At 69.0% G+C, this 22,903-nt stretch carries 21 protein-coding genes and 1 pseudogene; 12 read left to right on the forward strand and 10 right to left on the reverse strand.

Translation table 11 applies throughout. The features are described from left to right. Positions 1-162: 162 nt before the first annotated feature. A pseudogene (locus tag OG510_RS00910) lies at positions 163-467 on the reverse strand (Rid family hydrolase); the annotation flags it as partial. A 471-nt stretch (positions 468-938) separates the two neighbouring features. On the opposite strand from OG510_RS00910, the gene OG510_RS00915 reads away from it, so the two are divergent. Continuing rightward, a complete protein-coding gene (locus OG510_RS00915; protein ID WP_406134688.1) occupies positions 939-1,559 on the forward strand; it encodes a transglycosylase SLT domain-containing protein in 621 nt (206 codons plus the stop codon). A gap of 104 nt (positions 1,560-1,663) precedes the next feature. Beyond that, the gene (locus OG510_RS00920) at positions 1,664-2,566 is read left to right on the forward strand and encodes an NADP-dependent oxidoreductase (protein WP_406134689.1); all 903 of its coding nucleotides are present in this window, start codon (positions 1,664-1,666) and stop codon (positions 2,564-2,566) included. Between the two features lie 87 nt (positions 2,567-2,653). Here OG510_RS00920 and OG510_RS00925 read toward each other — a convergent pair whose 3' ends face one another. After that, positions 2,654-3,547, reverse strand: a complete 894-nt coding sequence (locus tag OG510_RS00925; protein WP_406134690.1) for an NADP-dependent oxidoreductase — start codon at positions 3,545-3,547, stop codon at positions 2,654-2,656. Positions 3,548-3,617: 70 nt separating this feature from the next. Here OG510_RS00925 and OG510_RS00930 point away from each other — a divergent pair, with 70 nt between their 5' ends. Then, positions 3,618-4,229 carry a TetR/AcrR family transcriptional regulator gene (locus tag OG510_RS00930; RefSeq protein WP_406134691.1) on the forward strand — a complete coding sequence of 204 codons (612 nt, stop codon included), beginning with the start codon at positions 3,618-3,620 and terminating at the stop codon, positions 4,227-4,229. A gap of 1 nt (position 4,230) precedes the next feature. On the opposite strand, the gene OG510_RS00935 is transcribed toward OG510_RS00930, so the two are convergent. Continuing rightward, positions 4,231-5,499, reverse strand: a complete 1,269-nt coding sequence (locus OG510_RS00935) for an MFS transporter (RefSeq protein WP_406134692.1) — start codon at positions 5,497-5,499, stop codon at positions 4,231-4,233. Between the two features lie 309 nt (positions 5,500-5,808). On the opposite strand from OG510_RS00935, the gene OG510_RS00940 reads away from it, so the two are divergent. Further along, on the forward strand, positions 5,809-6,228 hold the full coding sequence (locus OG510_RS00940) for a nuclear transport factor 2 family protein (protein WP_406134693.1): 420 nt from the start codon (positions 5,809-5,811) through the stop codon (positions 6,226-6,228). A gap of 108 nt (positions 6,229-6,336) precedes the next feature. Further along, positions 6,337-7,455, forward strand: a complete 1,119-nt coding sequence (locus tag OG510_RS00945) for an alpha/beta hydrolase (protein WP_406134694.1) — start codon at positions 6,337-6,339, stop codon at positions 7,453-7,455. Positions 7,456-7,546: 91 nt separating this feature from the next. Here the strand turns inward: OG510_RS00945 and htpG are convergent, their stop codons facing one another. Then, complete coding sequence (gene htpG, locus OG510_RS00950) at positions 7,547-9,541, reverse strand: molecular chaperone HtpG (RefSeq protein ID WP_406134695.1); 1,995 nt, start codon at positions 9,539-9,541, stop codon at positions 7,547-7,549. A gap of 316 nt (positions 9,542-9,857) precedes the next feature. On the opposite strand from htpG, the gene OG510_RS00955 reads away from it, so the two are divergent. The 3 genes from OG510_RS00955 (at position 9,858) to OG510_RS00965 (ending at position 12,478) form a co-directional block, all read left to right on the forward strand. Then, complete coding sequence (locus tag OG510_RS00955) at positions 9,858-10,913, forward strand: SDR family oxidoreductase (RefSeq protein ID WP_406134696.1); 1,056 nt, start codon at positions 9,858-9,860, stop codon at positions 10,911-10,913. A gap of 125 nt (positions 10,914-11,038) precedes the next feature. Then, the gene (locus tag OG510_RS00960) at positions 11,039-11,734 is read left to right on the forward strand and encodes an erythromycin esterase family protein (RefSeq protein WP_406134697.1); all 696 of its coding nucleotides are present in this window, start codon (positions 11,039-11,041) and stop codon (positions 11,732-11,734) included. Positions 11,735-11,839: 105 nt separating this feature from the next. Then, positions 11,840-12,478 (forward strand): DUF1707 domain-containing protein, encoded by a 639-nt coding sequence (locus tag OG510_RS00965; RefSeq protein ID WP_406134698.1) that lies wholly within the window; start codon positions 11,840-11,842, stop codon positions 12,476-12,478. 59 nt (positions 12,479-12,537) lie between these two features. Here OG510_RS00965 and OG510_RS00970 read toward each other — a convergent pair whose 3' ends face one another. The 3 genes from OG510_RS00970 to OG510_RS00980 all read right to left on the reverse strand — a co-directional run bounded on the left by OG510_RS00970 (position 12,538) and on the right by OG510_RS00980 (position 14,489). Further along, positions 12,538-12,870 (reverse strand): ArsR/SmtB family transcription factor, encoded by a 333-nt coding sequence (locus OG510_RS00970; RefSeq protein ID WP_406134699.1) that lies wholly within the window; start codon positions 12,868-12,870, stop codon positions 12,538-12,540. A gap of 211 nt (positions 12,871-13,081) precedes the next feature. Beyond that, positions 13,082-13,453: a hypothetical protein gene (locus tag OG510_RS00975; protein WP_406134700.1), complete on the reverse strand. Its 372-nt coding sequence runs from the start codon at positions 13,451-13,453 to the stop codon at positions 13,082-13,084. Positions 13,454-13,559: 106 nt separating this feature from the next. Beyond that, positions 13,560-14,489, reverse strand: coding sequence for a serine hydrolase (locus tag OG510_RS00980; protein ID WP_406134701.1), 930 nt, complete (start codon positions 14,487-14,489; stop codon positions 13,560-13,562). Positions 14,490-15,190: 701 nt separating this feature from the next. Between OG510_RS00980 and OG510_RS00985 the strand changes: the two genes are divergently transcribed. From OG510_RS00985 to OG510_RS01000, 4 genes are all read left to right on the forward strand, one after another. Continuing rightward, entirely contained in the window at positions 15,191-16,201 is a 1,011-nt protein-coding gene (locus OG510_RS00985; protein WP_406134702.1) for a chitinase, read from the forward strand. Between the two features lie 191 nt (positions 16,202-16,392). Continuing rightward, positions 16,393-17,037 (forward strand): LysE family translocator, encoded by a 645-nt coding sequence (locus OG510_RS00990; protein ID WP_406134703.1) that lies wholly within the window; start codon positions 16,393-16,395, stop codon positions 17,035-17,037. Between the two features lie 66 nt (positions 17,038-17,103). Then, complete coding sequence (locus tag OG510_RS00995) at positions 17,104-18,015, forward strand: serine/threonine dehydratase (protein WP_406134704.1); 912 nt, start codon at positions 17,104-17,106, stop codon at positions 18,013-18,015. 213 nt (positions 18,016-18,228) lie between these two features. Continuing rightward, positions 18,229-19,035 carry an HAD family hydrolase gene (locus OG510_RS01000; RefSeq protein WP_406134705.1) on the forward strand — a complete coding sequence of 269 codons (807 nt, stop codon included), beginning with the start codon at positions 18,229-18,231 and terminating at the stop codon, positions 19,033-19,035. Positions 19,036-19,066: 31 nt separating this feature from the next. Here the strand turns inward: OG510_RS01000 and OG510_RS01005 are convergent, their stop codons facing one another. The 3 genes from OG510_RS01005 to OG510_RS01015 all read right to left on the reverse strand — a co-directional run bounded on the left by OG510_RS01005 (position 19,067) and on the right by OG510_RS01015 (position 22,776). Continuing rightward, positions 19,067-19,942: an SGNH/GDSL hydrolase family protein gene (locus tag OG510_RS01005; protein WP_406134706.1), complete on the reverse strand. Its 876-nt coding sequence runs from the start codon at positions 19,940-19,942 to the stop codon at positions 19,067-19,069. A gap of 291 nt (positions 19,943-20,233) precedes the next feature. Beyond that, positions 20,234-21,718: an FGGY family carbohydrate kinase gene (locus OG510_RS01010; protein WP_406134707.1), complete on the reverse strand. Its 1,485-nt coding sequence runs from the start codon at positions 21,716-21,718 to the stop codon at positions 20,234-20,236. Next, positions 21,715-22,776, reverse strand: a complete 1,062-nt coding sequence (locus OG510_RS01015; protein WP_406134708.1) for a 2-hydroxyacid dehydrogenase — start codon at positions 22,774-22,776, stop codon at positions 21,715-21,717. The genes OG510_RS01010 and OG510_RS01015 overlap by 4 nt, the downstream gene beginning before the upstream one ends. Positions 22,777-22,903 lie beyond the last annotated feature (127 nt).

Consider the following 22,903-nt stretch of genomic DNA (forward strand, 5'->3'; position numbering starts at 1 on the left):
GTTCCTCCGACCCCCCGGGGGGTGTTCCTCCGACCCCCGGGGGGTGTTCCTCCGACCCCCGGGGGGTGTTCCTCCGGGGGCCGGGGGGCCGGCCGCCGGCACCTGCCGTGCCACGCCCCCTTGATCCTGCCGCGCCGTGTCGTGCCGTTGTGAAGAAGCCCAGGAATCGAGCACCGCAGCAACAGCCTCGATCTCGACCAGCTGATCCTCGTAACCCAGCACCGTCACACCCATCAGCGTGCTCGAGACATCATGATCAGCGAACGCGTCCCGGACGACCCGCCACGCGGCCACCAAATCCTCCCGGCAAACCGACGCAACAAGAACCCGCGTACTGATGACGTCCTCGAGCGATACCCCGAAGCAGCCAGAGCAGTCCGCATACCCTCAACCGCCTTCGCCGCCCGGCCCGCACAATCCCCGACCGCAGCCGTCGAGCCGCCACCATTCAACGGACACGCCCCGGCTCCCGGCACACCCCCGCCCCCACACCAACCCACCCCACCCCCACCCCATCCCCCTCCGCCGGACAGGGAACAGGACCACAGAACCGGGGCCATCGCCGTACACGGGCAGTGACACAAAGTAGGAATCAGAGGCGCTGAAACCAGCGGACTGTGAGCCCGGACATAGGACCCCCGTCACACAGGACACCCCCTAGTAGACCCACACCCCACCCCCACCCCCACCAGCACAGGCCCCACAACACCCATGTCCGTTTTGTCACTATCTGGGGTCGTAGGTCACATAATTGCCACCAGCAGGGACCCTCTCGCAAGGTGATGGACATACCGGGAAGCCACACACCGGACCGGACGGAACACCACCGCCCGCCACCCACACACCGGCCCCACGACACACACCACGGCCACCACAGCCACCCGTGTCACCCACCCCCAGCCGGCCTCCCCACCACACCCCACCCGAAAGGCACCCCCATGACTGCCACCACCCCCCGCACCCTCCGCAAGACCACCATCACCGCCCTCGCCACCACCAGCGCCGCCGCCATCACCCTCACCCTCGCCCCCCACGCCCACGCCACCACACCCACACACACCACCACCCCCGTCTCCGCCGCCGCCATCACCACCGCAGCCATCACCAAACAGGCCCACCACACCGAAAAAACCGCACACCACACCACGAAAACCACAGCCACGAAGACCACGGCGAAGAAGACCCCCAGCGCCAAGCACACCGACGCCGTCACCGCGATCGTCAAAAGCACCAAATACAGCAACAACCTCGACGGCTGGATCAAGGAATCACTCGCCATCATGAAGACCAAACACATCCCCGGCAGCTACGAAGGCCTCCACCGCAACATCATGCGCGAATCCAGCGGCAACCCCCACGCCCAGAACAACTGGGACATCAACGCCCAGAACGGCATCCCCTCCAAGGGACTCCTCCAAGTCATCCAGCCCACCTTCGACACCTACCACGTCAAGGGCACCAAAAACAGCCTCACCGACCCCGTCGCCAACATCGTCGCCGCAGCCAACTACGCCGCCGACAAATACGGCACCATGGACAACGTCAACTCCGCCTACTAACCCCCACCAACGCCACCAAGTGCCGTGCGCCCGCCACCCCATGACACACTCACCACCGACAAGCACCTGACACCAGCAACACCCGGCCACAAGCGGAGCCAACGATGAAAGCAGTGCGATTCAGCCGGTTCGGCGGACCCGAAGTCCTCGAGACAACGGAACTCCCCGACCCGCACCCGGGCCCCGGCCAGATCCGCATCGCCGTACGCGCCGCCGGCATCAACCCCAGCGACTGGAAAAAGCGCAAGGGCCTCATGGACCAAGGGCTCCCCCAGACCCTCGGCCACGAAGCAGCAGGCACCGTCGACGAACTCGGCGAAGGCGTCACCGACACCGCCATCGGCGACCCCGTATTCGGCTTCACCGCCCAAGAAGGCGCCCAGGCCGAACTCGCAGTGCTCTCCCACTACGCACCCATCCCGCCGCCCCTCGACTTCACCGCCGCCGCAGCGCTGCCCGCCGCCATCGAAACGGCCACCCGCGCACTCGACCAGCTCGGCGCCGGACCCGGCACCACACTCCTCATCAACGGCGCCTCCGGCACCGTCGGCAGCGCCGCAGTACAACTCGCCGTGGTACGCGGCGCCCGCGTGCTGGGAACAGCCAGCCCCGCCAACCACGCATACCTCCGCACCCTCGGTGCCGAACCCCTCACCTACGGCCCCGGCCTCCCGGACCGGGTCCGCACACTCGCACCCGACGGCATCGACCTCGCACTCGACATCGCAGGCAACGGAATTCTGCCCGAGCTCAGCCAACTCACCGGCAGCGCCCAGCACGTCATCACACTCGCCGACGTCCCCGGAGCCCGCAAACACGGCGTCAGGTTCAGCACCGGGGAAAGCGGCCGGGCCCTCCACGCCCTCGACACCATCGGCGAACTGATCCAGTCCGGGCGCTTCCAGCCCCCGCCCACACATACCTTCCCGCTCGCCGATGCCGCCGAGGCGCACCAGGCCGGCGAGCACGGCCACCTACGCGGAAAGCTCGTACTCCTCGTCGGCTAGGACCACACCCACCCGCAAGGCCCACACACAAACACCCCCACCGGCGCACCCACCGGCACCCCCGCACCGGTGGGGGTGAACTACAACTCAGACAACCACCACCCGACGCCCCCGCGTATGACCGGCCTGGCTGTCGACATGTGCCGCCGCAGCCTCCGCGAGCCCGTACGACTTCTCCACCGGAATACGCAGCTCCCCCCGCGAAACCAGCAACACAGCCTCAACCAACGCCTCCACCACACTCCCCGCCACACCAGAAAACCGCACACCGAACTCCGGCGCATCGAGATCCGCGATCGAGACCACCCTCCCCGGATCACCCGTCAGCTCGACAAGCTCACGGATCACGCCCGAGCCGGCCAGATCAAGAGCCGCGTCGACATGGCCCAGCCGACGCACCCGCTCGACCCACCCCTCCCCGTACGTCGTGGCAATGGCACCCAAACCCCGCAGATACTCCTGGTTTCCGGCCCCTGCCGTACCGATCACCGCAATCCCACGACTTCGCGCAATCTGCAGCACCGCCGATCCAACTCCCCCGGACGCACCGCTGACCAGCAACGTCTGCCCCGGCCGCACACCGACTTCGCGGATGATGCGCAACGCGGTCTCCATCACAGACGGATACCCCGCCGCTTCCTCGAACGTCAGCCCCTCAGGCATCCCGGCCCAAGCCGACAACACCGCGAACTCGGCATATGTGCTGGCCCCTTCACCGAACACCTGATCACCGGCCTCGACTCCTTCAACGCCCTCACCTACCTCGTCCACCACTCCCGCGGCATCGATCCCGACCCCGGCGGGCAGCTCGGTCGGATGGGCCCCCAGGATCTGGCCCTCACGGATCCTCCAGTCGACGGGGTTCACACCCGCCGCCCGCACGGCAATGCGTATCTGGCCGGGGCCCGCGTGGGGCTCCTCGGCATCTATGAGTCGCAGAACTTCCGGACCGCCGAACTCGGCGAAGCTCATCTTCTTCATGCGGTGGACCATAACACTAACCGTTAGTCTTTTGAAGCTGCTACGGCTTCGCACCTGATAGCGTGAGGGCATGCCCGAGCAGTCCGGACGCCGCGAGCGCAAGAAGGCCGCGACCCGCCAGAAGATCGCCGACGCCGCCCTGCGGCTCTTCCTGGAACGCGGGTACGACGCCGTCGGCATCCGCGACGTGGCCGCCGAGGCCGACGTTGCCGTCACCACGCTCTTCTCCCACTTCGCCTCGAAAGAGGCCCTGGTGTTCGAGCAGGACGACAACTTCGAGCAACGCCTCACACAGGCCGCCACCGGCCGGCCACCGCACGCACCCCTCATCCCCGCACTGCACGAGGCGATCCAGGCCCTGGTGCAACACTGCACAGCAGACAGCGCCGCCCCGATCTGGCACATGATCGACACATCGCCCGCACTGCGCGAGTACGAAGAGTCGATGAGACTGCGCCACGCGGAAACGCTGGCAACAGCCATCGCCACCGACCACGGCCTGCCGCAGGCCACAACGGCCTGCCGGACCATCGCGAGGTTCGCGATCGACGCCTACTCCCTGGCCCGGGAGGCGGCCGATCCGCAGGCCGCCGTGGACGAGATCTTCCAGATGATCGAGGCAGCCTGGGAGGCCACCGACCTGTCCCGACACACGCGAGGAACTGTTCCTCCTGTCGGCTAGGTCAGGGAGCAGACGCTGCCCCGCCATTGTCAGCCTTTCGCTCCGTCACCTGTGGTGGCGGCATGACCGGTTCAGACCGCACCGGTTCAGGCAGTACCGGTTCAAGCGGCTCCCGTCCGGGCAGTACAGGTCCCGGCAAGGCCGGTTCAGGCAGCGTACGCAACAGCAGCCAGCTCACCACCGGCAACACCACCAGCGGAGCCAGCGCCGTACGGAGTGACGTCGCATCAGCGACAGCACCGATCAGCGGGCTGGCCAGACCACCAATGCTCACAGTCAGACCCAGTGTGATCCCGCTGGCCGTGCCGACCCTCGACGGCAAGTAGTCCTGCCCCAGGGTGACTTGGAGCGAGAACGGCACATACAGACCCACCGACGCCAGCGCCACGAACAGATAGAGCACCGGCCCGGGCACGGTCACAATCCCCGCCACCGCGACCGTCGTCGCGAGATACGACCAGCGGGCAACCGTCACCCGGTCCCACCGGCCCGCCAGGTTGCCGCCCAGCACAGAGCCCACCGCGCCGCCCAGGTAGAGCACGAACAGTGCGGCGGTGCCCGCCGGTGCGCTGCCCCCCATGCGCTGCTTGGCGTAGAGCGAGATGAAGGTGCTCAGGCCGATGAAGACGATGGAGCGGCAGACCACCACGAGCGACAGCTTCACGAACGAAGTACGGTCATCACGACGGGCGTTCACCGCCTCAGCGGCGCGCCCCGAGCCACTCCTCTCCAAGGCCCGCAGCGCCGGCACACAGAGCGCGCTTCCCGCCACGGCAGGGATCACGAGCAGCGGCGACAGCCGGAGACCGCCGGAGAGCACCACCGCCGAGACCATGAGCGGCGCCACCGCAAACCCGACGTTGCCACCGAGTGAGAACCACGCCATACCACTGTGGCTGCCGCCGCTGGCCAGCCGCGCGACCCGGGCCGACTCGGGGTGGTAGGCCGCCACACCGAGCCCCGAGAGCGCCACGAACACCAACGTCAGCTTGTAGGAGCCGCTCACGCCACTGAGCGCGATCCCGACTCCACCGAGCAGAGTGCTCACGGGCAGCAGCCACGGCATCGCCCACTTGTCGGTCAGCAGACCGAACACGGGCTGGGCCACCGACGACAGCAGTGACGCGGCGAGGACGATGCCGGACACGGCGGCATAGCTGTACGCGCGCTCAGCGACGAAGAACGGCACCAGCGCCGCCACCGAGCCCTGGTACACATCCACACATGCGTGGCCGACGGACAACAGAGGGATCAACTTGTTCCTGGACACATCTCCATGCTCGGCACACCGCGCCTGTCGCACTTCCAATATTCTGCCAACTGATACCGGAAAACGGCCATGCACCTCAGTCACCCCCTCGCCCCTCGATGGCTGCACGTGCCAGATCCGGCCACGCCTGCCGTACTTACCCGGGAGGTAATTGCCGGTCGCCCCCAGTGACGTCGAGGATGGCGACACCCCGCGTCCCCGCGAGGCGGACAGTGCCGACGCGGAGGCCCACGCAGGAGTCTCCGCACCAGAGTTGACACACGAAGAGCCACAGACGAGAGGAACCGCACCGTGCCTACAGCCAAACCCATGACAACCCGCCACGTGGTGGAGGAACTGCTCCACCGGATCGGTGAGGGCGACCCGGAACGGATCGCGGAGCTGTACGCAGAGAGGGGCGACTGGAAGCTGAACTGGCCGGACGCCGAACACGGGCGCACGGCCACCCCGTGGATCCGCCACCGGTCCACCCGCGCCGACGCTGCCGCGCACTATCGCGAGCTGGCCGAGCACCATGCCCCCGGGCTCGCGGCCACCAAGATCGAGCACATCCTCATCGACCGCTGCGACGCGGTCGTGCTCGGCGAGATCCGTCAGACCGCCCGGGCCACCGGACGCGCTTACCGGGCCCGGTTCGCGCTGCATCTCACGGTCGAGAACGGCCTCGTCACCCGGCACCACGTCTACGAGGACAGTCTCGCCGTGGCCCAGGCGTTCGCGACACCGTGAGCCATTCGGGAACCCCGGCGCGTCCCCGGCCATCTCCTTCACCGGACCGGGGCCCGGGACGGGCAGGGATGCCCCCGCGGCTCCTCGTTATCCGGAGACGAGATTCTGATGAGCCTTACGGGGACACCCTTCTTTCTGACGTCGATCGTGCTGGTGGCGGCGGCCCTCGCCCTGCCGTTGGTGTTCTGGAGCCGGATCCGCGGCCCCGGGGCGGTGCGGCACACCGCGCGTGTGGTCATGCTGCTCGTCGTCCAGGCCACCGGGGTGCTCCTGGTGTTCGTGATCGTCAACAACTCCAACGGTCTCTACGACAACTGGGACGACCTCCTGGGGACCGGCAACCATGTGAACGCCGCCGCCGATCTCGGCCCGGACGGAACCGGCGGCAAGTCCGTCAGAACCGAGCCACGGATCAAGCAGAGTTTCCGGCCCGCGGGCGACCCCCGGATGGGCCCCGGAGTGCAGGTCACCCAGCTCAAGGGGCGGATATCGGGGGTGTCGGGCGAGGTCTACGTCTGGCTGCCGCCGCAGTACGGTCAACCGGCCTATCGGCACCGGGACTTCCCGGTGGTCGAGGTGCTTCCCGGCTATCCCGGCTCGGCCCGGGCCTGGTTCGGGGCCCTCCAGGTGAATACGCAGCTCGCGCCGTTGATGCTGCGCGGTGAGGTGGCCCCGTACATCGTCGTCGCGCCCCGTACGACACTGCTGGGCAACGCCGACACCGGCTGTGCCAACATCCCCGGCAAGGTCAACGCGGACACCTGGCTGAGTGTTGACGTCCGCAAGATGGTGACGGACACCTTCCGGGCCGAGCGGAAGCCGGCAGGCTGGGCCGTCGCGGGCTACTCGGCGGGCGCGCACTGCGCGGTCGAGCTGGGGGTGAAACACCCGGACCGCTACCGGGCCGCGGTCGGTCTCTCCGGCTACAACGACCCGGTCGGCGAGCCGGCCTCGCTCACGGCGCGGACGCCTCGGCTGCGTGACCGCAACAACCCGTGGAAGATCCTCCAGCACGACCGGGTCCCGCCCAGGGTCGCGCTGTTCGTCTCCGGTGCGCCGACGGACGGCTACCCGGGAGCGCTCGCCCTCAAGCAGGTGGCCAAGCGCCCGACGACCGTACAGGCCGTGAGACTGCCCGCCGGCGCCGGCGGGCACGCCACCGTGGTGTGGAAGCAGCAGGTCCCGGAGGTCTTCCGCTGGCTGACGCACCAGGTCCCGATGCACTGACGGGGGCACCGGTCGAAGGCAGGGGGGAGCGCCCCGCGCGGTGCGGCGGGACGCTCCCCCGGGCGCGAGGCCCGTACAGCCGCGGCTACAGCTACAGGGTGCGCTCCAGTCGGTCGGCCAGCAGCTTGACGAAGCGTGCCGGATCGGTCAGTTCGCCGCCCTCGGCGAGCAGCGCCATGCCGTGGAGAAGCTCCGCCGTCTCTTCGAGACCGCCGAGACCGGTGTCGTCCGTCCGCGCCGTGTACGCCTTGTTCAACCCCGTGACCAGCGGGTGTCCCGGGTTGAGTTCGAGGATGCGCTTGACGTGCGGCACGGCCTGGCCCATGGCGCGGTACATGTTCTCCAGCGCCGGCGTCACATCGTGGGTGTCCGAGACGATGCACGCGGGTGAGACGGTGAGCCGCGAGGAGAGGCGCACCTCCTTGACGTTCTCGCCCAGCCGCTCCGTCATCCAGGTCAGCAGGGACTCGAACTCCTGCTGCTGCTTCTCGCGTTCGGTCCCGGCCTCCTTCTTCTCCGCCTCGGTGCCCAGGTCGACCTCGCCCTTGGCCACGGACCGCAGCTGCTTGCCGTCGAACTCCGGGACCGCCTCGACCCATACTTCGTCGACGGGGTCGGTGAGCAGGAGCACCTCGATGCCCTTGGCCCGGAACGCCTCCATGTGCGGGGAGTTCTCGATGGCCTGACGGGACTCACCCGTGAGGTAGAAGATGTGCTCCTGGCCCTCCTTCATGCGGTCCACGTACTGCCGCAGGGTGGCCGGCTCCTCGTCGCTGTGGGTGGTGGCGAAGGAGGAGACACCGAGGATGGCGTCGCGGTTCTCGAAGTCGCTCAGCAGTCCTTCCTTGAGGACGCGGCCGAACTCCCGCCAGAACGTGGCGTAGCGCTCCGGTTCGCCGGACATCATGTCCTTGACCGTCGACAGCACCTTCTTCGCCAGACGGCGGTGCATCAGCTGGATCTGCCGGTCCTGCTGGAGGATCTCGCGCGACACGTTGAGCGACAGGTCCTGCGCGTCGACCACACCCTTGACGAAGCGCAGATACGGCGGCATCAGCGCTTCGCAGTCGTCCATGATGAAGACGCGCTTCACATACAGCTGGATTCCGCGCTGGTAGCCCTGGGTGAAGAGGTCCTGCGGCGCGTGTGCCGGGATGAAGAGCAGCGCCTGGTACTCGAAGGTGCCCTCGGCCTGCAGCCTGATGGTTTCGAGGGGGCTGTTCCAGTCGTGGCTGATGTGCTTGTACAGCTCGTGGTACTCGTCGTCCGTGACCTCGTCGCGCGAGCGCGCCCAGAGCGCCTTCATCGAGTTCAGGGTCTCGGGCTCGGCCGGGGCGGCCGCGTCGGTGCCTTCGCCCGCGTCCTGACCCGCGTCCTCACCGGTGCCCGGCTCCGACTCGTTCTGCGCCGTGTCCGTGCCGGCCGCCGGTGCCTGGCTGATGAGCCGGACGGGCCAGGTGATGAAGTCCGAGTAGCGCTTGACGATCTCCCGGATCTTCCAGGGTGACGCGTAGTCGTACAGCCGGTCCTCGGAGTCCTCCGGCTTGAGCCGGAGGGTGACCGCGGTGCCCTGCGGCGCGTCGTCCACGGTCTCGACGGTGTACGTTCCCTCGCCGGTCGACACCCAGCGGGTGCCGTGACTCTCGCCCGCACGGCGGGTCAGCAGGGTGACCTCGTCAGCCACCATGAAGCTGGAGTAGAACCCGACACCGAACTGACCGATCAGACCGTCGGCGGCGGCGCCCTCCGCTTCCTTCTCCTTGAGCTCCTGGAGGAACTTGGCCGTACCCGAGTTCGCGATCGTGCCGATGAGCTGGACCACCTCATCGTGCGACATACCGATTCCGTTGTCGCGCACGGTGAGCGTACGAGCCTTCTCGTCCGGCTCTATGGCGATGTGCAGATCGGACACGTCCGCGCCGAGAGAGTCGTCGCGGAGGGCTTCGAGACGAAGTTTGTCGAGCGCGTCGGAGGCGTTGGAGACGAGTTCACGCAGGAACACGTCCTTGTTCGAGTAGATCGAGTGGATCATCATCTGCAGAAGCTGGCGCGCTTCCACCTGAAACTCGAACGTCTCTGTCGGCATAATCCGTGCTTCCTTCTCAGGTCATCAAGTGACGGGACTGACCTGGGAACTCTAGAACAGCCGACGGCTCCGCAGGTCCCGTTCACCGCTCCGGTGACAGGCGCCCGCGTACGGAACCACGGGCTCCGGACAGCGCCGGTCTCCCCGCACACCCCGACCTCAAGGTACGCCTTGCGTCATACCTTCGGGCGTGATTCACTACCGCAGGTACGAACCAAGTCGTACCAATCGGCAGCGGCGCACACGTCCGCTTCCGAGCGCCAGAGACAGAGCCAGAGCCAGAAACAGGGCCAGAGACATATTCAGGAGCGGGGTCATGAATCCGGAACGCAAAGTCGCCCTGGTCGTCGGGGCGAACGGGGTGGTCGGCCGCGACATCATCCAGCATCTTCGCGGTCTCGACGACTGGGAGATCATCGGCGCCTCCCGGCGCGGAGGCACGGACAGCGGCAGGGTCCGCTATGTCGCCGTGGATCTGCTCGACGCCGATGACGCCCGCGAGAAGCTCGGCGGGCTCAGCGAAGTGACGCACATCTTCTACGCGGCGTTCCAGGACCGGCCCACCTGGGCGGAGCTCGTACCGCCGAACCTCGCCATGCTGGTGAATTCCGTCGACGCCGTCGAGCCGGCGGCGTCCGGGCTGCGGCACATCAGCCTGATGCAAGGCTACAAGGTCTACGGCGCGCATCTGGGCCCGTTCAAAACACCGGCGAGGGAGACCGACGCGGGGCACATGCCGCCGGAGTTCAACGTGGACCAGCAGTCCTTCCTGGAGCGCAGGAGCCTTGGGAAGTCCTGGACCTGGTCGGCGATCCGGCCTTCGATGGTGGGTGGCGCCGCTCTGGGAAACCCGATGAACCTGGCTCTGGTCATCGCCGTGTACGCGTCCATTTCCAAGGAACTCGGCCTGCCCCTGCGCTTCCCCGGGAAGCCGGGCGCCTATACCGGCCTGTTCGAGATGACGGATGCCGGGCTGCTCGCGAAGGCGACTGTCTGGGCGGCGTCCGGCACGGACGGTGCGGGCCAGGCGTACAACATCGCCAACGGCGACCTGTTCCGCTGGGAGGAGATGTGGCCCAGGATCGCCGCGTACTTCGGGATGGACGTCGCCCCGCCGCTTCAGATGTCCCTCACCACCGTCATGGCCGACAAAGAGGCCCTGTGGAACGAGATGGCGGCCCGGTACGGTCTCACGCACTCGTACGAAGAGGTCTCCTGCTGGAATTTCGGCGATTTCGTGTTCGGGCTCGACTACGACATGTTCGCCGACACATCGAAGTCACGACGGGCCGGTTTTCACGAGTACGTCGAGACCGAGCAGATGTTCATCGGCATCTTCGACGAATTCCGCAGGCGGAAAATCATCCCCTGAGCCGTGCGGGCTGTCCGGTGCGCCGTTGGTCCGCTCATGAAGTCCCTTGACCTCAAGCACGGTTGATGACCGAGGCTCATGGCGCGGAACCGGTCCACCGGTTCGCCGGACAAGGAGGCTCGACAGTGCCGAAGTCACCCCGTACGACAGTGATCCAGTGGATCAGGGACCACGCTCACCACCTCACCACCCTGGATGTCCACGCCCCGCAGACCGACCTCCTCCCGCTGGCCGCACTCGTGGGCGACGCGCAGGTCGTGGCGCTCGGCACCTCGGCCCGCCAGGCCCACGAGCTGTCCGCTTTCTCGCACAGAGTCGCGCGGTTCCTGGTCGAGGAGATGGGGTTCCGTTCCCTGGCTCTGGAAGGAGACGACCCGGAGAGGCTCGGCCTCGGCGCGCACATCGGCACAGGGCAAGGCACCCCGCGCACCCTCTCCCCTTCGTCCCCTCCCCTGACACACCGGAACTGCGGGAGCTACCTCCGCGAGCACTTCGGAGCCGGTTATGTGCCCATCGGTGTCATGTTCCACCACGGCATGGCCCCCTGTCCGATCCCCGCCCCGCCGCCGGAGTTCGCCGACGCGGTCCTGGGGGACGCGGGTCTGGATGCCTTCTTCCTCGACCTGCACGCGGAAGGCCCCGCCCCCGTGCGGTCCTGGCTCGACGAACCGGGCAGGACCCGCATGATCGGCCCGGCCTACGACGCCGCGGACAACGCCGCCTATCACCTGGCAGGGGGCTCTCTCTCGGCCTGGTTCGACGTCATTCTGCACGCCCGGAGTGTCACCCCGACCCGGCCGCTGTCCGCCGTATCGAGCTGACCGGACAAGGCTGTTCCGGTACGGAGAGACATCGTCGGTCAGTCGTCCCCACCCCGCCGTAGGGCCGACATTGCGGCGCTGCGGGCCATCCAGCAGAATGCGGGCATGACGGGTGAACCGAAATCGGCCGACGACTCTTCCGGAAGCGGCATGTCGCCGGACTTGCGGGCATCCGACCGGGAGCGGGACCAGGTCGTCGAGATTCTGCAAGTGGCGGCGGGCGACGGCCGGCTCACCGCAGCCGAGCTGGACGAGCGTCTGGACGCCGCACTGTCGGCCCGCACCATGGGCCAACTCGCCGAGCTGACCGCCGATCTGCCCTCGGACGGTATGCCGCCGCAAGCCAGGGAACTGGTACGGATCGACCAGCGTTTCGGCGACATCACCCGAAACGGCCGCTGGCTGGTCCCGCGCCGCATGGAGATCCGGATGATGTTCGGCGACGCGAAGCTGGACTTCACCGATGCGGTGATCACCCACAGCACCCTGCACATCGATGTCGACCTGCGTATCGGGGGAAACCTCATTCTGGTCACCCGGCCGGGCATCGTGATCGACACCGACGATCTGGAACGCAGCAGCGGCGACATCAAGATCCGGCCCTCATCCGCCCCGGACTCCCCCGTCACGCTGCGGGTCCGGCTGTCCGGGCGGTCCCGCGGCGGTGACATCACCGCCCGTCCCCCGCACCGCAAGCCGTCGGAATGGCTGCGCCGCCGCACCCCGAAAAGTATCGGCCGCTGAGGGACGGGAACCCGGACACCCCCTCAGTACGGGAGACCCACCGAGCGGGATTCGCGGTGTTACGCCGACGAGCGCGCGGCCCGGCTCTCCCGGGCCAGCAGTCCCAGCAGGCCGGGGAACCGCTGCTCGACCTCCGGCCGCCTGAGTCGCACCCCACGACGGTTGCCGTAGTCCACATCCGTGACCAGACCGGACTCGCGCAGCACTCGGAAGTGATGGGTACAAGTCGACTTCGACACCGGCAAGTTGAATGAGGCGCAGGTGCGCTCCGGATCCCCCTGCTCGGCGATCAGCTCCGTCACGACACGGCGGCGCAGCGGATCGGAGAGAGCCGTCAGGACCTTGCCGAAGTCCATTTCCTCCGGGCTCGGATGCCCCAGCTCGTCTGCCATGATCACTCACCCTCGGATACGGATTGCCTCGTACCGCTCAGTCCGGCCCACCCTTACAGGTATTAACGCAATCATACCTAGGGGCCGGGAGCCCACCCCTGCGTGGAACGGCACCGCGACGCTCGGCTCCCCCGGGCCGGGGAACCGAGCGTCGCGGTGCCGATCCGTGATTCAGGACATCAGGGGATCAGCCCATCAGCGCATCAGCGCATCAGGAGAAGATGACCGAGCGCAGCTTCAGACGCTCCGACGCGTGCCCTCCGTGAGGTCGTAGAGCGAAGTGGTCGCCCCTGCAGTCGGCGCCGGAGAAGACGACGGCCGTGGCGTCCGTGAAGTTGCGCGGGCTGTCGGCAGCGGGCGTGATCCACTCCTCCGCCGCCTCGGGGAGCGTGATGCACTCCCGGCTCGGGGGATTGACCAGGCGGCCCAGTTCCGGGGCGCCGCTGGAATCATGGAAGACGTAGACGAATTCGCCTTCCGCCGCCTGGGCTGAACCGGAGAACGTCAGCGTCAGGGCGGCCGCGCCCAGGGCGGCGGTGACGACGCGGCGGAAGGTACGGCGCGGACGGGGCTGAGGGTTCATGACGGAGTCCCTTCGTGACGGTGCGTGTGTGCGCTCCCGATCTGCCCCGCCTCACACACCGTGACACTTCCGTCACTCCAAGGAGTGGATATCCAGAGGAATCCGCTCAGTGGCCCGCAGCCGCCCGCACCTTGCTGTTCAGATCGCGATGGATGACGCGGGACGCACCCTCGATGGCGTCGATGCCGTACGCCATGGTGTGGTTTCCGGTGGAGAGAACCGTCATGCCGTAGTCATGGCCCTTCCCGGTGAAGAACCCGACGCTGTGCACCCGCCAGCCGTCCTTCGCACGCGAGAGCCAGCCGTTCTTGACGTGCGTCGTGGCAGTGGCCGGTGATCCCGTGGGCACGCCCCACTTCTGGTCGGCCTCGACCTTGGACATCAGCCCCAGGGCGTAGCCCCGCGAGGTCTCGCTCAGCACCGAGTTCTTGGTGGTGAGGAGCTGCATGAGGGTGAGCTGGTCCGCCGCCGTGATCTGGGTGAGGCCCCATGTTCCACCGGAGCCCGGGACGGTGTGCCGCATCTTCGCGAGCCCGAGGAAATGCTTGACGCGGGCCGCTCCGAGCTGATTCCAGAGAGCGGAGGTGGAGTCGTTGTCGGACTTCGTGATCATCGCGGTGGTCAGTTTCACCTCGCGCGCGGTCAGCTTGCGGTGCGACTCCTCGGCCTCCCGCAGCAGCGTCCCCAGCACTGTGACCTTCACCACGCTCGCCGAGTCGAAGTGCGTTCCCGCCCGGAACTCGCAGCTGGTCCCGGTCTTGCGGTCGTAGACAGCCAGCGCGGAGGAGTCCTTGCGGCCCTTGAGCGCGCCGGCGATGTCGTGCGACAGCTCGGGGGCCAGGCCGGCCTTCTTGGAGGTGCAGACGACCTTCGAGCCGCCCACAGCGGCGCTCGCGGAGCCGGTGGCGCTCTTCGGGGCCCCTGCGGTGCTCGCCGAGGCCGTGCCCGCCCCGACGAACGGGCTGAGCAGCGCTCCGGCTGCCACAGAAACGGCGAGTCCGCGCCGCGCGCAGGCCGGTATGCGTGATCGGTGCATGGAGGTACGTCCTGTTCCCGCGGTGGCTCGAAGTCGATATCGCCCGACTTCGCACAACCGGGCCGGAAGGCCGGTCTACCGCTGCTTCGGTGGAGTTCCGCCCGGCAGGACGGTCTGCGGTGGACAGCCCGGATCCGGGGCGTGACCCGCAGGGAGAGTTGCCGGACGGGGGCCGGCCGCCGTGCGGGCCGACTCGGATTCCCGTTCCTGGATCAGACCAACCGTAGAGGCATCCGCGGCCCAAACATCGGACACACGGTGCGGAATGTCCGTTTTGAGTAGGTATGTCGACGTGTGATATTCGCCAACCCTGCGACCACGCCCCAGTACCGCCCACACGAGGCCGGAGCGGCCGCGCCAACACCCCCGCCACGGACACCTCGGCCCCATTTCAGGGACCCCGCCCGGCCCCACGCCCGCACCCTCCGAAGTCACCCGCGGGCGAACGTCCGGCAGCCTACTGACCGAGCCCCGACCCCCAACACCCCAGCCCGGCAGCGGCTGTTCACATCCCCCGCCCCGAGGCTCCACGCCATCCGCCCACGCCCGTCCATGACTTCGGGCCACAACCTTGACAGCCCTCTTGGTCTAGTCCAATCTCATGTCTGCACGCCGTCAAGTTGTCGCCCAGGCCGACCCCTTGCTCCTCCGGCCCACTGCACCTTGATGACGTTCCCCACTGTCATCGAAAGGACCGGACCATGCGTCGACGTCCCCCCACCACGTCACGTCGAACGACCTCCGCCTCCCGGGCCGCCGCCGTTCTCGCGGCCGCCGGGCTGGCCGTAGCCGGAGCCGCCCTGACCGCCGGTCCCGCAGCGGCGACACCGGTGAGCGTCAAGGCCGCCGCGAGCTTCGCCCCGTACACGGACATGTCCAACTCCCAGGAAGGGCTGCTCGACACCGCGATCACCCAGCACGGGGTCAAGACGTTCACCGCCGGATTCGTCATCGGCTCCGGGTGCAACCAGATCTGGGGCGACACACTCCCGGTGGGCGGCGACTCGTACACCGACCCGCTGATCAGCAACGCGAAGTCCGAGGGCGCATCCGTCATCGTGTCGTCGGGCGGCGCGGCCGGGCTGCCGCTCGCCTGGAGCTGTACGGACCAGAGCGCGATCAACGCCGGGTACCAGAAGATCATCGACTCGTACGGTCCCAGCTCGCTCGACTTCGACATCGAGGGCGGTGCCATCGCGGACACCGCTGCCGCGGCCCGCAACATGAGCGCGATGAAGACGCTCAAGGCGGCGAATCCGGGCCTGACGTTCTCGGTCACCCTGCCCGTCCTGCCCGACGGCCTCACGGCCGACGGCGTCAACATCCTCAAGGCCGCCAAGGACGCGGGCGTCAAAATCGACGTCGTCAACGTCATGACCATGGACTACTACCAGGGCTCCCAGGACATGGGGCAGGCGGCGATCAGCGCGGGGAAGGCCACCCTCGCGCAGATGCAGTCGGTCGACCCGAGCTACACCTACGCCAATCTCGGCATCACGCCCATGATCGGTGTGAACGACGACGGTTCGGTCTTCTCGACGGCCGACGCCTCGACGGTGAAGAGCTGGGCCGACAGCAACGGTGTGGGGCGGCTGTCGTACTGGTCGGTCAACCGGGATCAGTCCTGCGGCTCCGTCACCACGGCTGCTTCGCCGACGTGCAGCGGTGTGACCCAGGGCCAGCTGGCCTTCGCGGACATCCTGGGCGGCTGACCGGAGCAGTCAGTACGCATCAGCCTCCCGCACAACGGAGTTCGGACGGCCGGGCCCCAACGAGCCACAGGGGCCCGGCCGTCGCGCGGACCCGGCCCGCCTGCCGTCCGCACCGGGAGCAGAGAGCCGGTCACGGGAAACCCGCACATAGTCACTGGTGCCCGAACCCCGTTTGCGCCGATCATGGGGCCATGATCGGTGCAAACGCCGTCCTCGGCGTATCAGCGGTGTCACTCGGGATGGTGCTCACCCCAGGGCCCAACATGATGTACCTCGTCTCGCGCAGCATCACCCAGGGCCGACGCGCCGGAGTGATATCGCTGGCCGGGGTGGCCGTCGGCTTTCTCGTCTATCTCAGCGCGGCCAACCTCGGGCTCTCCGTCGTCTTCCTGGCCGTCCCCGAGCTCTATCTGACCGTGAAGCTCGCCGGTGCCGCCTATCTGGCATGGCTGGCCTGGAAGGCCCTGCGCCCCGGAGGCACATCGGTCTTCGCCCCTCAGGAGCTGCCACCGGACTCCTCCCGGCGCCTCTTCACCATGGGCCTCGTGACCAACCTGCTCAACCCGAAGATCGCCATCATGTATCTCTCGCTCATCCCGCAGTTCATCGACCTCCACGCGGGACACGTCCTCCTCCAGGGCTTCGTACTGGGCGGCATCCAGATCGCCGTCAGTCTCGCGGTGAACCTGGCCATCGCTCTGGCCGCGGGAACCATCGCCGTCTTTCTCGCACGGCGCCCGGTGTGGCTGCGGGTCCAGCGGTATCTCATGGGAACCGTCCTCGGCGCACTGGCCGTGAAGCTCGCGACGGACCGGGCTCCGGCGGCCACCGCCTGAGCGACGGCCGCATCCGTCGCAGCCCCTGTTTGGTGCTGACGGTCCGGCCTGGTGAGGATGGGGAGCATGAACCAGATCCAGACGCTCTCGGCCACCGACGTCGCGGCGGCCGCAGACCGAATCCGCCCTCATGTCCGCCGCACACCCCTGCTGGACCTGGAGATCGACGGACGCCGTGTCGTCCTCAAGCTGGAGTACCTGCAGCGCAGCGGTTCGTTCAAACTGCGCGGTGCGGTCAACGCGATGCTGGAATCGGCGGCGGACGGCCACATCGTCGCCGCTTCCGGCGGCAATCACGGTCTCGCCGTCGCCACCGCCGCCGCACTGCTCGGCCTCCCGGCGACCATCTACCTCCCCGAGACGGCCCCCGAGGCGAAGGCCCGGCGCATCGAGGAGGCCGGCGCGCGGCTGATACGGCATGGCGCGACCTTCGCCGAGGCCGCCGAGGCCGCGCAGCAGGCCGCCGAGCGGCCCGGCTCCCGCTTCCTCCACCCGTACAACGATCCGGCGGTCGTCGCGGGGCAGGGCACCCTGGCGGCCGAGGTGGTGGCCGATGTCCCCGGGACGGACGCCTTCGCTGTCGCCGCGGGCGGAGGCGGACTCACCGCGGGCACGGCACTCGCGGCGGGCGGGCGTCATGTGGTGGCCGTCGAACCCGACGGCTGCCGTGCGCTGCACGACGCGCTCGCGGCGGGCGAACCGGTGAACTCCCCTGTGGACTCGGTCGCTTCGTCGGCGCTGGGTGCTTCGCAGATCGGTGCGGTGCCGTTCGGCATCGTTACTTCGTACGAGGTGGAGTCGGTGCTCGTCAGCGACGAAGAAATCCTCCGGGCCCGCGACCGTCTGTGGGAGGAGTGCCGGATCGCCGTGGAGCCCGCGGCTGCCGCCTCCTTCGCCGCGTGGCTGGCAGGCAAGGTGCCGGGACAGCTGCCGTGTGTGGTGCTGTGCGGCGCGAACGCCGACTGGACGGCCGGCTGAGCCCTGGCCCCGCGGCCCGTACGCGCACTCACACATCGACACGTGAGCAGGCCGGGCCGCACTCACTACCGCATGCCGCGGCCGGCCACACACTCGTACCGGATGACACGGCCGGCCGTCTCGCACCGCGTGCTGCGGCCGGCTCGCCTCGTACCGCGTGATCCGGTCGTACCGCGTGATCCGGCCAGGAAGGATCTCCCTAGGCTGACGCCCATGTCCACCACACCCGCATATGACATCGTCGCCACCGATCTGGACGGCACCCTGCTGCGCCGCGGTGACACGGTGAGCCCCCGTTCCCGTGCCGCGCTGGCCCTGGCCGCCGAGGCCGGGGCCAGGCATCTGATCGTCACCGGGCGGTCGCTCCCCGGCGTCCTCGGACTGATCGGCGCTCTGGAGTACCGCGGCCCTGTCGTCTGCGGGCAGGGCACCCAGCTGTACGACGCCGGGTCGGCGCGGATGCTGAACTCCGTGACGCTCGACCGTGAATCGGCCGACACGGCGCTCGGCAAGATCGAGGCCGAGACGGGGCCGGTCTTCGCCGCTGTCGATCAGGACGGGCCGGACGGCCGGACACTGGCCGAGCCGGGGTACCTGATGCCGCACCCCGCGCTGCCCGTCCTGCGGGTCGGGCAGCGGTCGGAGCTCTGGGCCAGGCCCGTCATCAAGGTCCTCATACGTCACCCGCTGCTGTCGGACGACGCGCTGGCGCCCGTCGCCCGTACCGCGGTGGGCGATCTGGCCACCGTCACGATGGCGGGCCCCGGCACCGTGGAGCTCGCGCCCCACGGTGTCGACAAGGGCACCGGAGTCGCCCTGGCCGCCGAGGTGTTGGGTCATGACCCGGCGCGGCTGCTCGCGTTCGGCGACATGCCCAACGACCTGCCGATGTTCCGCCGCGCCGGACACGCGGTGGCCATGGCCAACGCCCATCCCGAACTCATCGCCGCCGCGGACGAGGTGACGCTCTCCAACGAGGAAGACGGGATAGCGGTCGTCCTGGAGCGCCTCTTCGGCTGAACCGGACCTCAGGGCTCCGCGGCGCCCGGCATCAGATCTTCTTCAGGAACGCGTCGGCGATGGCCTGGTACCCGGTGTCATTGGCATGGATGTCGCCGCGCGCCATGTTCGTCCACTGCATGACGCGCGCCACGTTCAACGGCACCTGCTGTCCGTTCAGCGGAGCCGTCGGGAGGAAGGAGTTGGTACGGAACGCGGACGCCACATCGGCGGTCGGCACCCCGTGAGCGGCGTCGGCCAGCCCGATCGTGGTGTTGAGGGTGTCGGCGAGCGGTACGGAGAGAGTGGCCGCCGCCTTGCCCTGAGTGCCCGTCAGCCAGGCTGCCAGGAAGGGGTCGTAGAGATTCATGCCGACGATCCGGGTCTGCGGTCCCGCCGCCGCCTTCAGCCGGCCCAGGATGGTGTGGAGACCTGAACCCACCTTCCCCACACCGGAAACGGCGCATCCGAGGTCGATGTTCCCGTCCGTCAGACAGCCGTCGACGTCGTTGGCGCCGATGTCCAGGGTCACCACCACCCGGTCGTCGTGGTGGAGGCGGAGGAAGTGCTCGGCCTCGGCCAGCTGCGAGCCGGTGTACGAATGCGGGTAGGGGCAGGGGCCGTCGATCATGGAGCCGGTGGTCTCGCCGGGACACCCGAGCCCGACGAAGTCGAAGGGCTGTCCCGCACCGGCCGCGCGGGCCGACAGCGTCCGGGCGATGTCCTGGGCGTAGCCGCGGCCTGTGACATGTCCGCCGCCGGGCAGCGTCTGGTATCCGGCGGCCAGTGAGTCGCCCAACGCCAGGTAGTAGCGCGGTGCCGCGGCTCCGGTGGCGGAGGCCGGGGCGGAGAAGCCCAGCAGCGCGACCGCGGCGAGGAGCACGGCCGTCAGCGCGAGCCGGGCGGGTCTGAACAGGGAAACGCGCATGGAGCCTCCAACGGTGAGTACGGAGAACTCCGTTGAGGCTACTGTCTGGTAGGGCGGCTGAGTAGGCCCGGAACAAGAACTCGCCACAGCCTGCGGGCCGTTCGGAATCCAGACTTCTTACGGGGCGGGGCGCACGGGACAGCGTCGCACGGTGACCGGAGTCGGCACGGGGACGGGGACGGGGACGGGGACGGGGACGGAAGCCGTACGGGCTGGAGTCGCACAAGGCCGGAGTCGCACGGGGCTGGAGATGTACGGGCCGGGAGCATACGCGCCGAACAGGCCGCGGCCTTACGCGACGCTCGCCCCGGTCGTCGCCCGCGCAGGCGGCCCGTCCCACTGGGTGCGCGCCGCGGCCAGTGCGGTGCGGTAGGCGGCGTAGCCGTCCTCGTACACCTCGCGGCACCCCTCCCCCGGCTCGACGGTGTGGAACAACTGCGCTTTCGTACCGGCAGGTTCACCGAGGAAGCGGCGGGCCACCCGTACCGCGCCGAGCGCCCCCACCTCGCTCTCCACCGGGACGCGGATCTCCCGGCCCAGGATGTCGGCGAAGAGCTGGGTCCACGGGCCCGACCTGGTGCCGCCGCCGCACGCGGCGAGCGTGCCGGAGAGCCCTGCGGCCTCCAGGCAGTGGCGCGCGGCGTAGCCGATGGCCTCGCACATGGCGCGGACCACGTCGGCGCGGGTGTGCGCGAGGGTGAGTCCGTCCAGTTGGCCGCGGGCCTGCGGGTCGACGAAGGGCGCGCGCTCCCCCGCGTCGGAGAGGAACGGCAGCGCCGTGACTCCGCGGGCGCCCGGCGTGCTGTCCGCGAGCAGGGCACCGAGGTCGGCGGTGGCGGTGCCGGTGAGCGTGAGGATCCATTCGAGGGCGGCGGTGCCGACCATGGCCGGCATGGAGCGCAGCCAGCGGCCCGGGTCGGGGGTGCAGAGCGACATGCCGGCCGGTTCGGCGTAACTGTCCGTGCGGGCACGGTCGGTGAGCACCTGGCAGGCGAGGGTGGTGCCGACGATCAGCAGGCCGTCGCCCACCTCCCGCACCCCGCTGCCGATGGCGCAGGCCGGCAGGTCGTAGGGGCCCGAGGTGAGCGGCAGCCCCACGGGCAGGTCCAGGAGCGCGGCGCCCTGTGTGTCGAGGCTGAGGACGGTGCCGGGGGCCGCCGGGGGCGCCAGCAGACGGGCCTGGCTCTCGATTCCGCAGGCGGCGAGCGCCTCCTGTGCGTAGGTACGGGTCACCGGGTCGAGGAACGGCAGTGTCGCGTCGGACGCGTCCACGCTGATGCTGCCGGTGAGGCGCTGGGCGACGGCGTCCACGCAGTACCCGGCGACGGCCGCACTTCGCAGGCTCTCCGGTTCGTGTTCCTGAAGGTGGGCGAGGAGCGGGGCATGGCAGCCGGGGAACATGCCGGAGCCGGTCCGCGTGTACACCCGCTGTACGGTGCCGTCCGCCAGCCACCCGGCGACCCGGTCGGATGCGCGCCCGTCCATCCAGGAGATGGCCGGGCGGACCGCGCGGCCCTGCCCGTCGCGCAGCCACAGGCCGTCGCCCTGGCCGGTGAGGGCGAGTGCGGCGGGTGGCGCGGGCAGTGCGGCGGTGGTCTCCCGTACGACTTCGGCGACGGTACGGACGACATCGTCGAGATCCTGCTCGACGCGGCTTCCCGGGAGCCGCTCCAGGTGACTGCGGCGGGTCGCGGAGGCGAGCGGCCGGCCCTCGCCGTCGAAGGCGACGGCTTTGGTGACGGAGGTGCCGATGTCCACGCCGATGATGACGCTCATGGCCGCGCGGCCTCCTGGACCTCGGGGTTGGCGGGGTGGGCCAGTTTCTCGCCGCGCAGAAAGCGGCCGGCCTCGGCCGCGGTGATGGCGGCGGCGCGGTGGGCGGTCTGGCGGGTGGCCCCGGCCAGGTGCGGGGCGGTGACGACGTTCGGCACGGTGTGCAACTGCCAGTCCGCGGGCGGCGGTTCGATGTCGTAGACGTCGAGGGCGAGGGCTCCGATTCGGCCGCTCCGCAGCAGTTCCGGCAGTGGGGCGTAGTCGAGGAGGCCGCCGCGGGCGGAGTTGACCAGGACCGCTCCGGCGGGGAGCAGACCGAGCTTCTCGGCGTCGATGAGGTGGTGGGTCTCGGGTGTGAGCCTGGCGTGCAGGCTCACCACGCTGCTGCGCGTGAGGAGTTGGTCGAGGGTGACCGGTTCGACGCCGTCGGCGCGGGCGGCGACGGGGTCGGTGTACGGGTCGGCGACCAGGACATGGGCGCCGAAGGCGCGCAGCACGCGGGCGACGATGCGGCCGATGGCGCCGTACCCGACGAGGCCGACGGTGGCGCCGTCGAGTTCGGTGCCCGCTTCGTCGTACGCGTAGAAGTCCCCGCGCCAGACGCCGCGCTTGAGTTCGGCGTCCGCTGTGGGGATCCGGCGCATGGCGGTCAGCATCAGACCGATGGCGAATTCCGCCGCCGCCGGGGCGTTGCGGCCGGGTGCGAAGGAGACGGCGACGCCGTGCCGGGTGGCGGCGGCGAGGTCGACGTTGACCGGGCCGCCCCGGGAGACGGCGACCATGCGGAGGTCGGGGCAGGCGGCGAAGACCCGCTCCGTGAACGGGGCCATCTGGGTGACGCAGAGGGCGGCGCCTTCGAGGGCCGCGATCATCTGGTCCTCGGTGCCGCTGGCCTCGTGGACGTCGCCGACCGGGCCGAAGGGCTCGTGCGGCCAGGGCAGGGTGAGTTCGCCGATCTCCACGGCTCCGCCGGGCTCGGCGGCGGTGTCCAGCTCTTCGCGGAGGGCGGTACGGAGCAGAGCGGGGAGGACGAAGTGGTCACCGGCGGCGAGGATGCGCATGGGCTGGGCCCTTCTTCGGGTCACGGGGGCGCGGTGCGTCAGCGGTGCCGCACCTGCCCGGCCGCTGCATCGCTATCATGGGCGTTGATAGATTTAACATCATCGTTTTGAAGAATCAATGGGCCGA

It is taken from the genome of Streptomyces sp. NBC_01089 (genome assembly GCF_045162975.1).
Classification (GTDB): Bacteria; Actinomycetota; Actinomycetes; order Streptomycetales; family Streptomycetaceae; genus Streptomyces.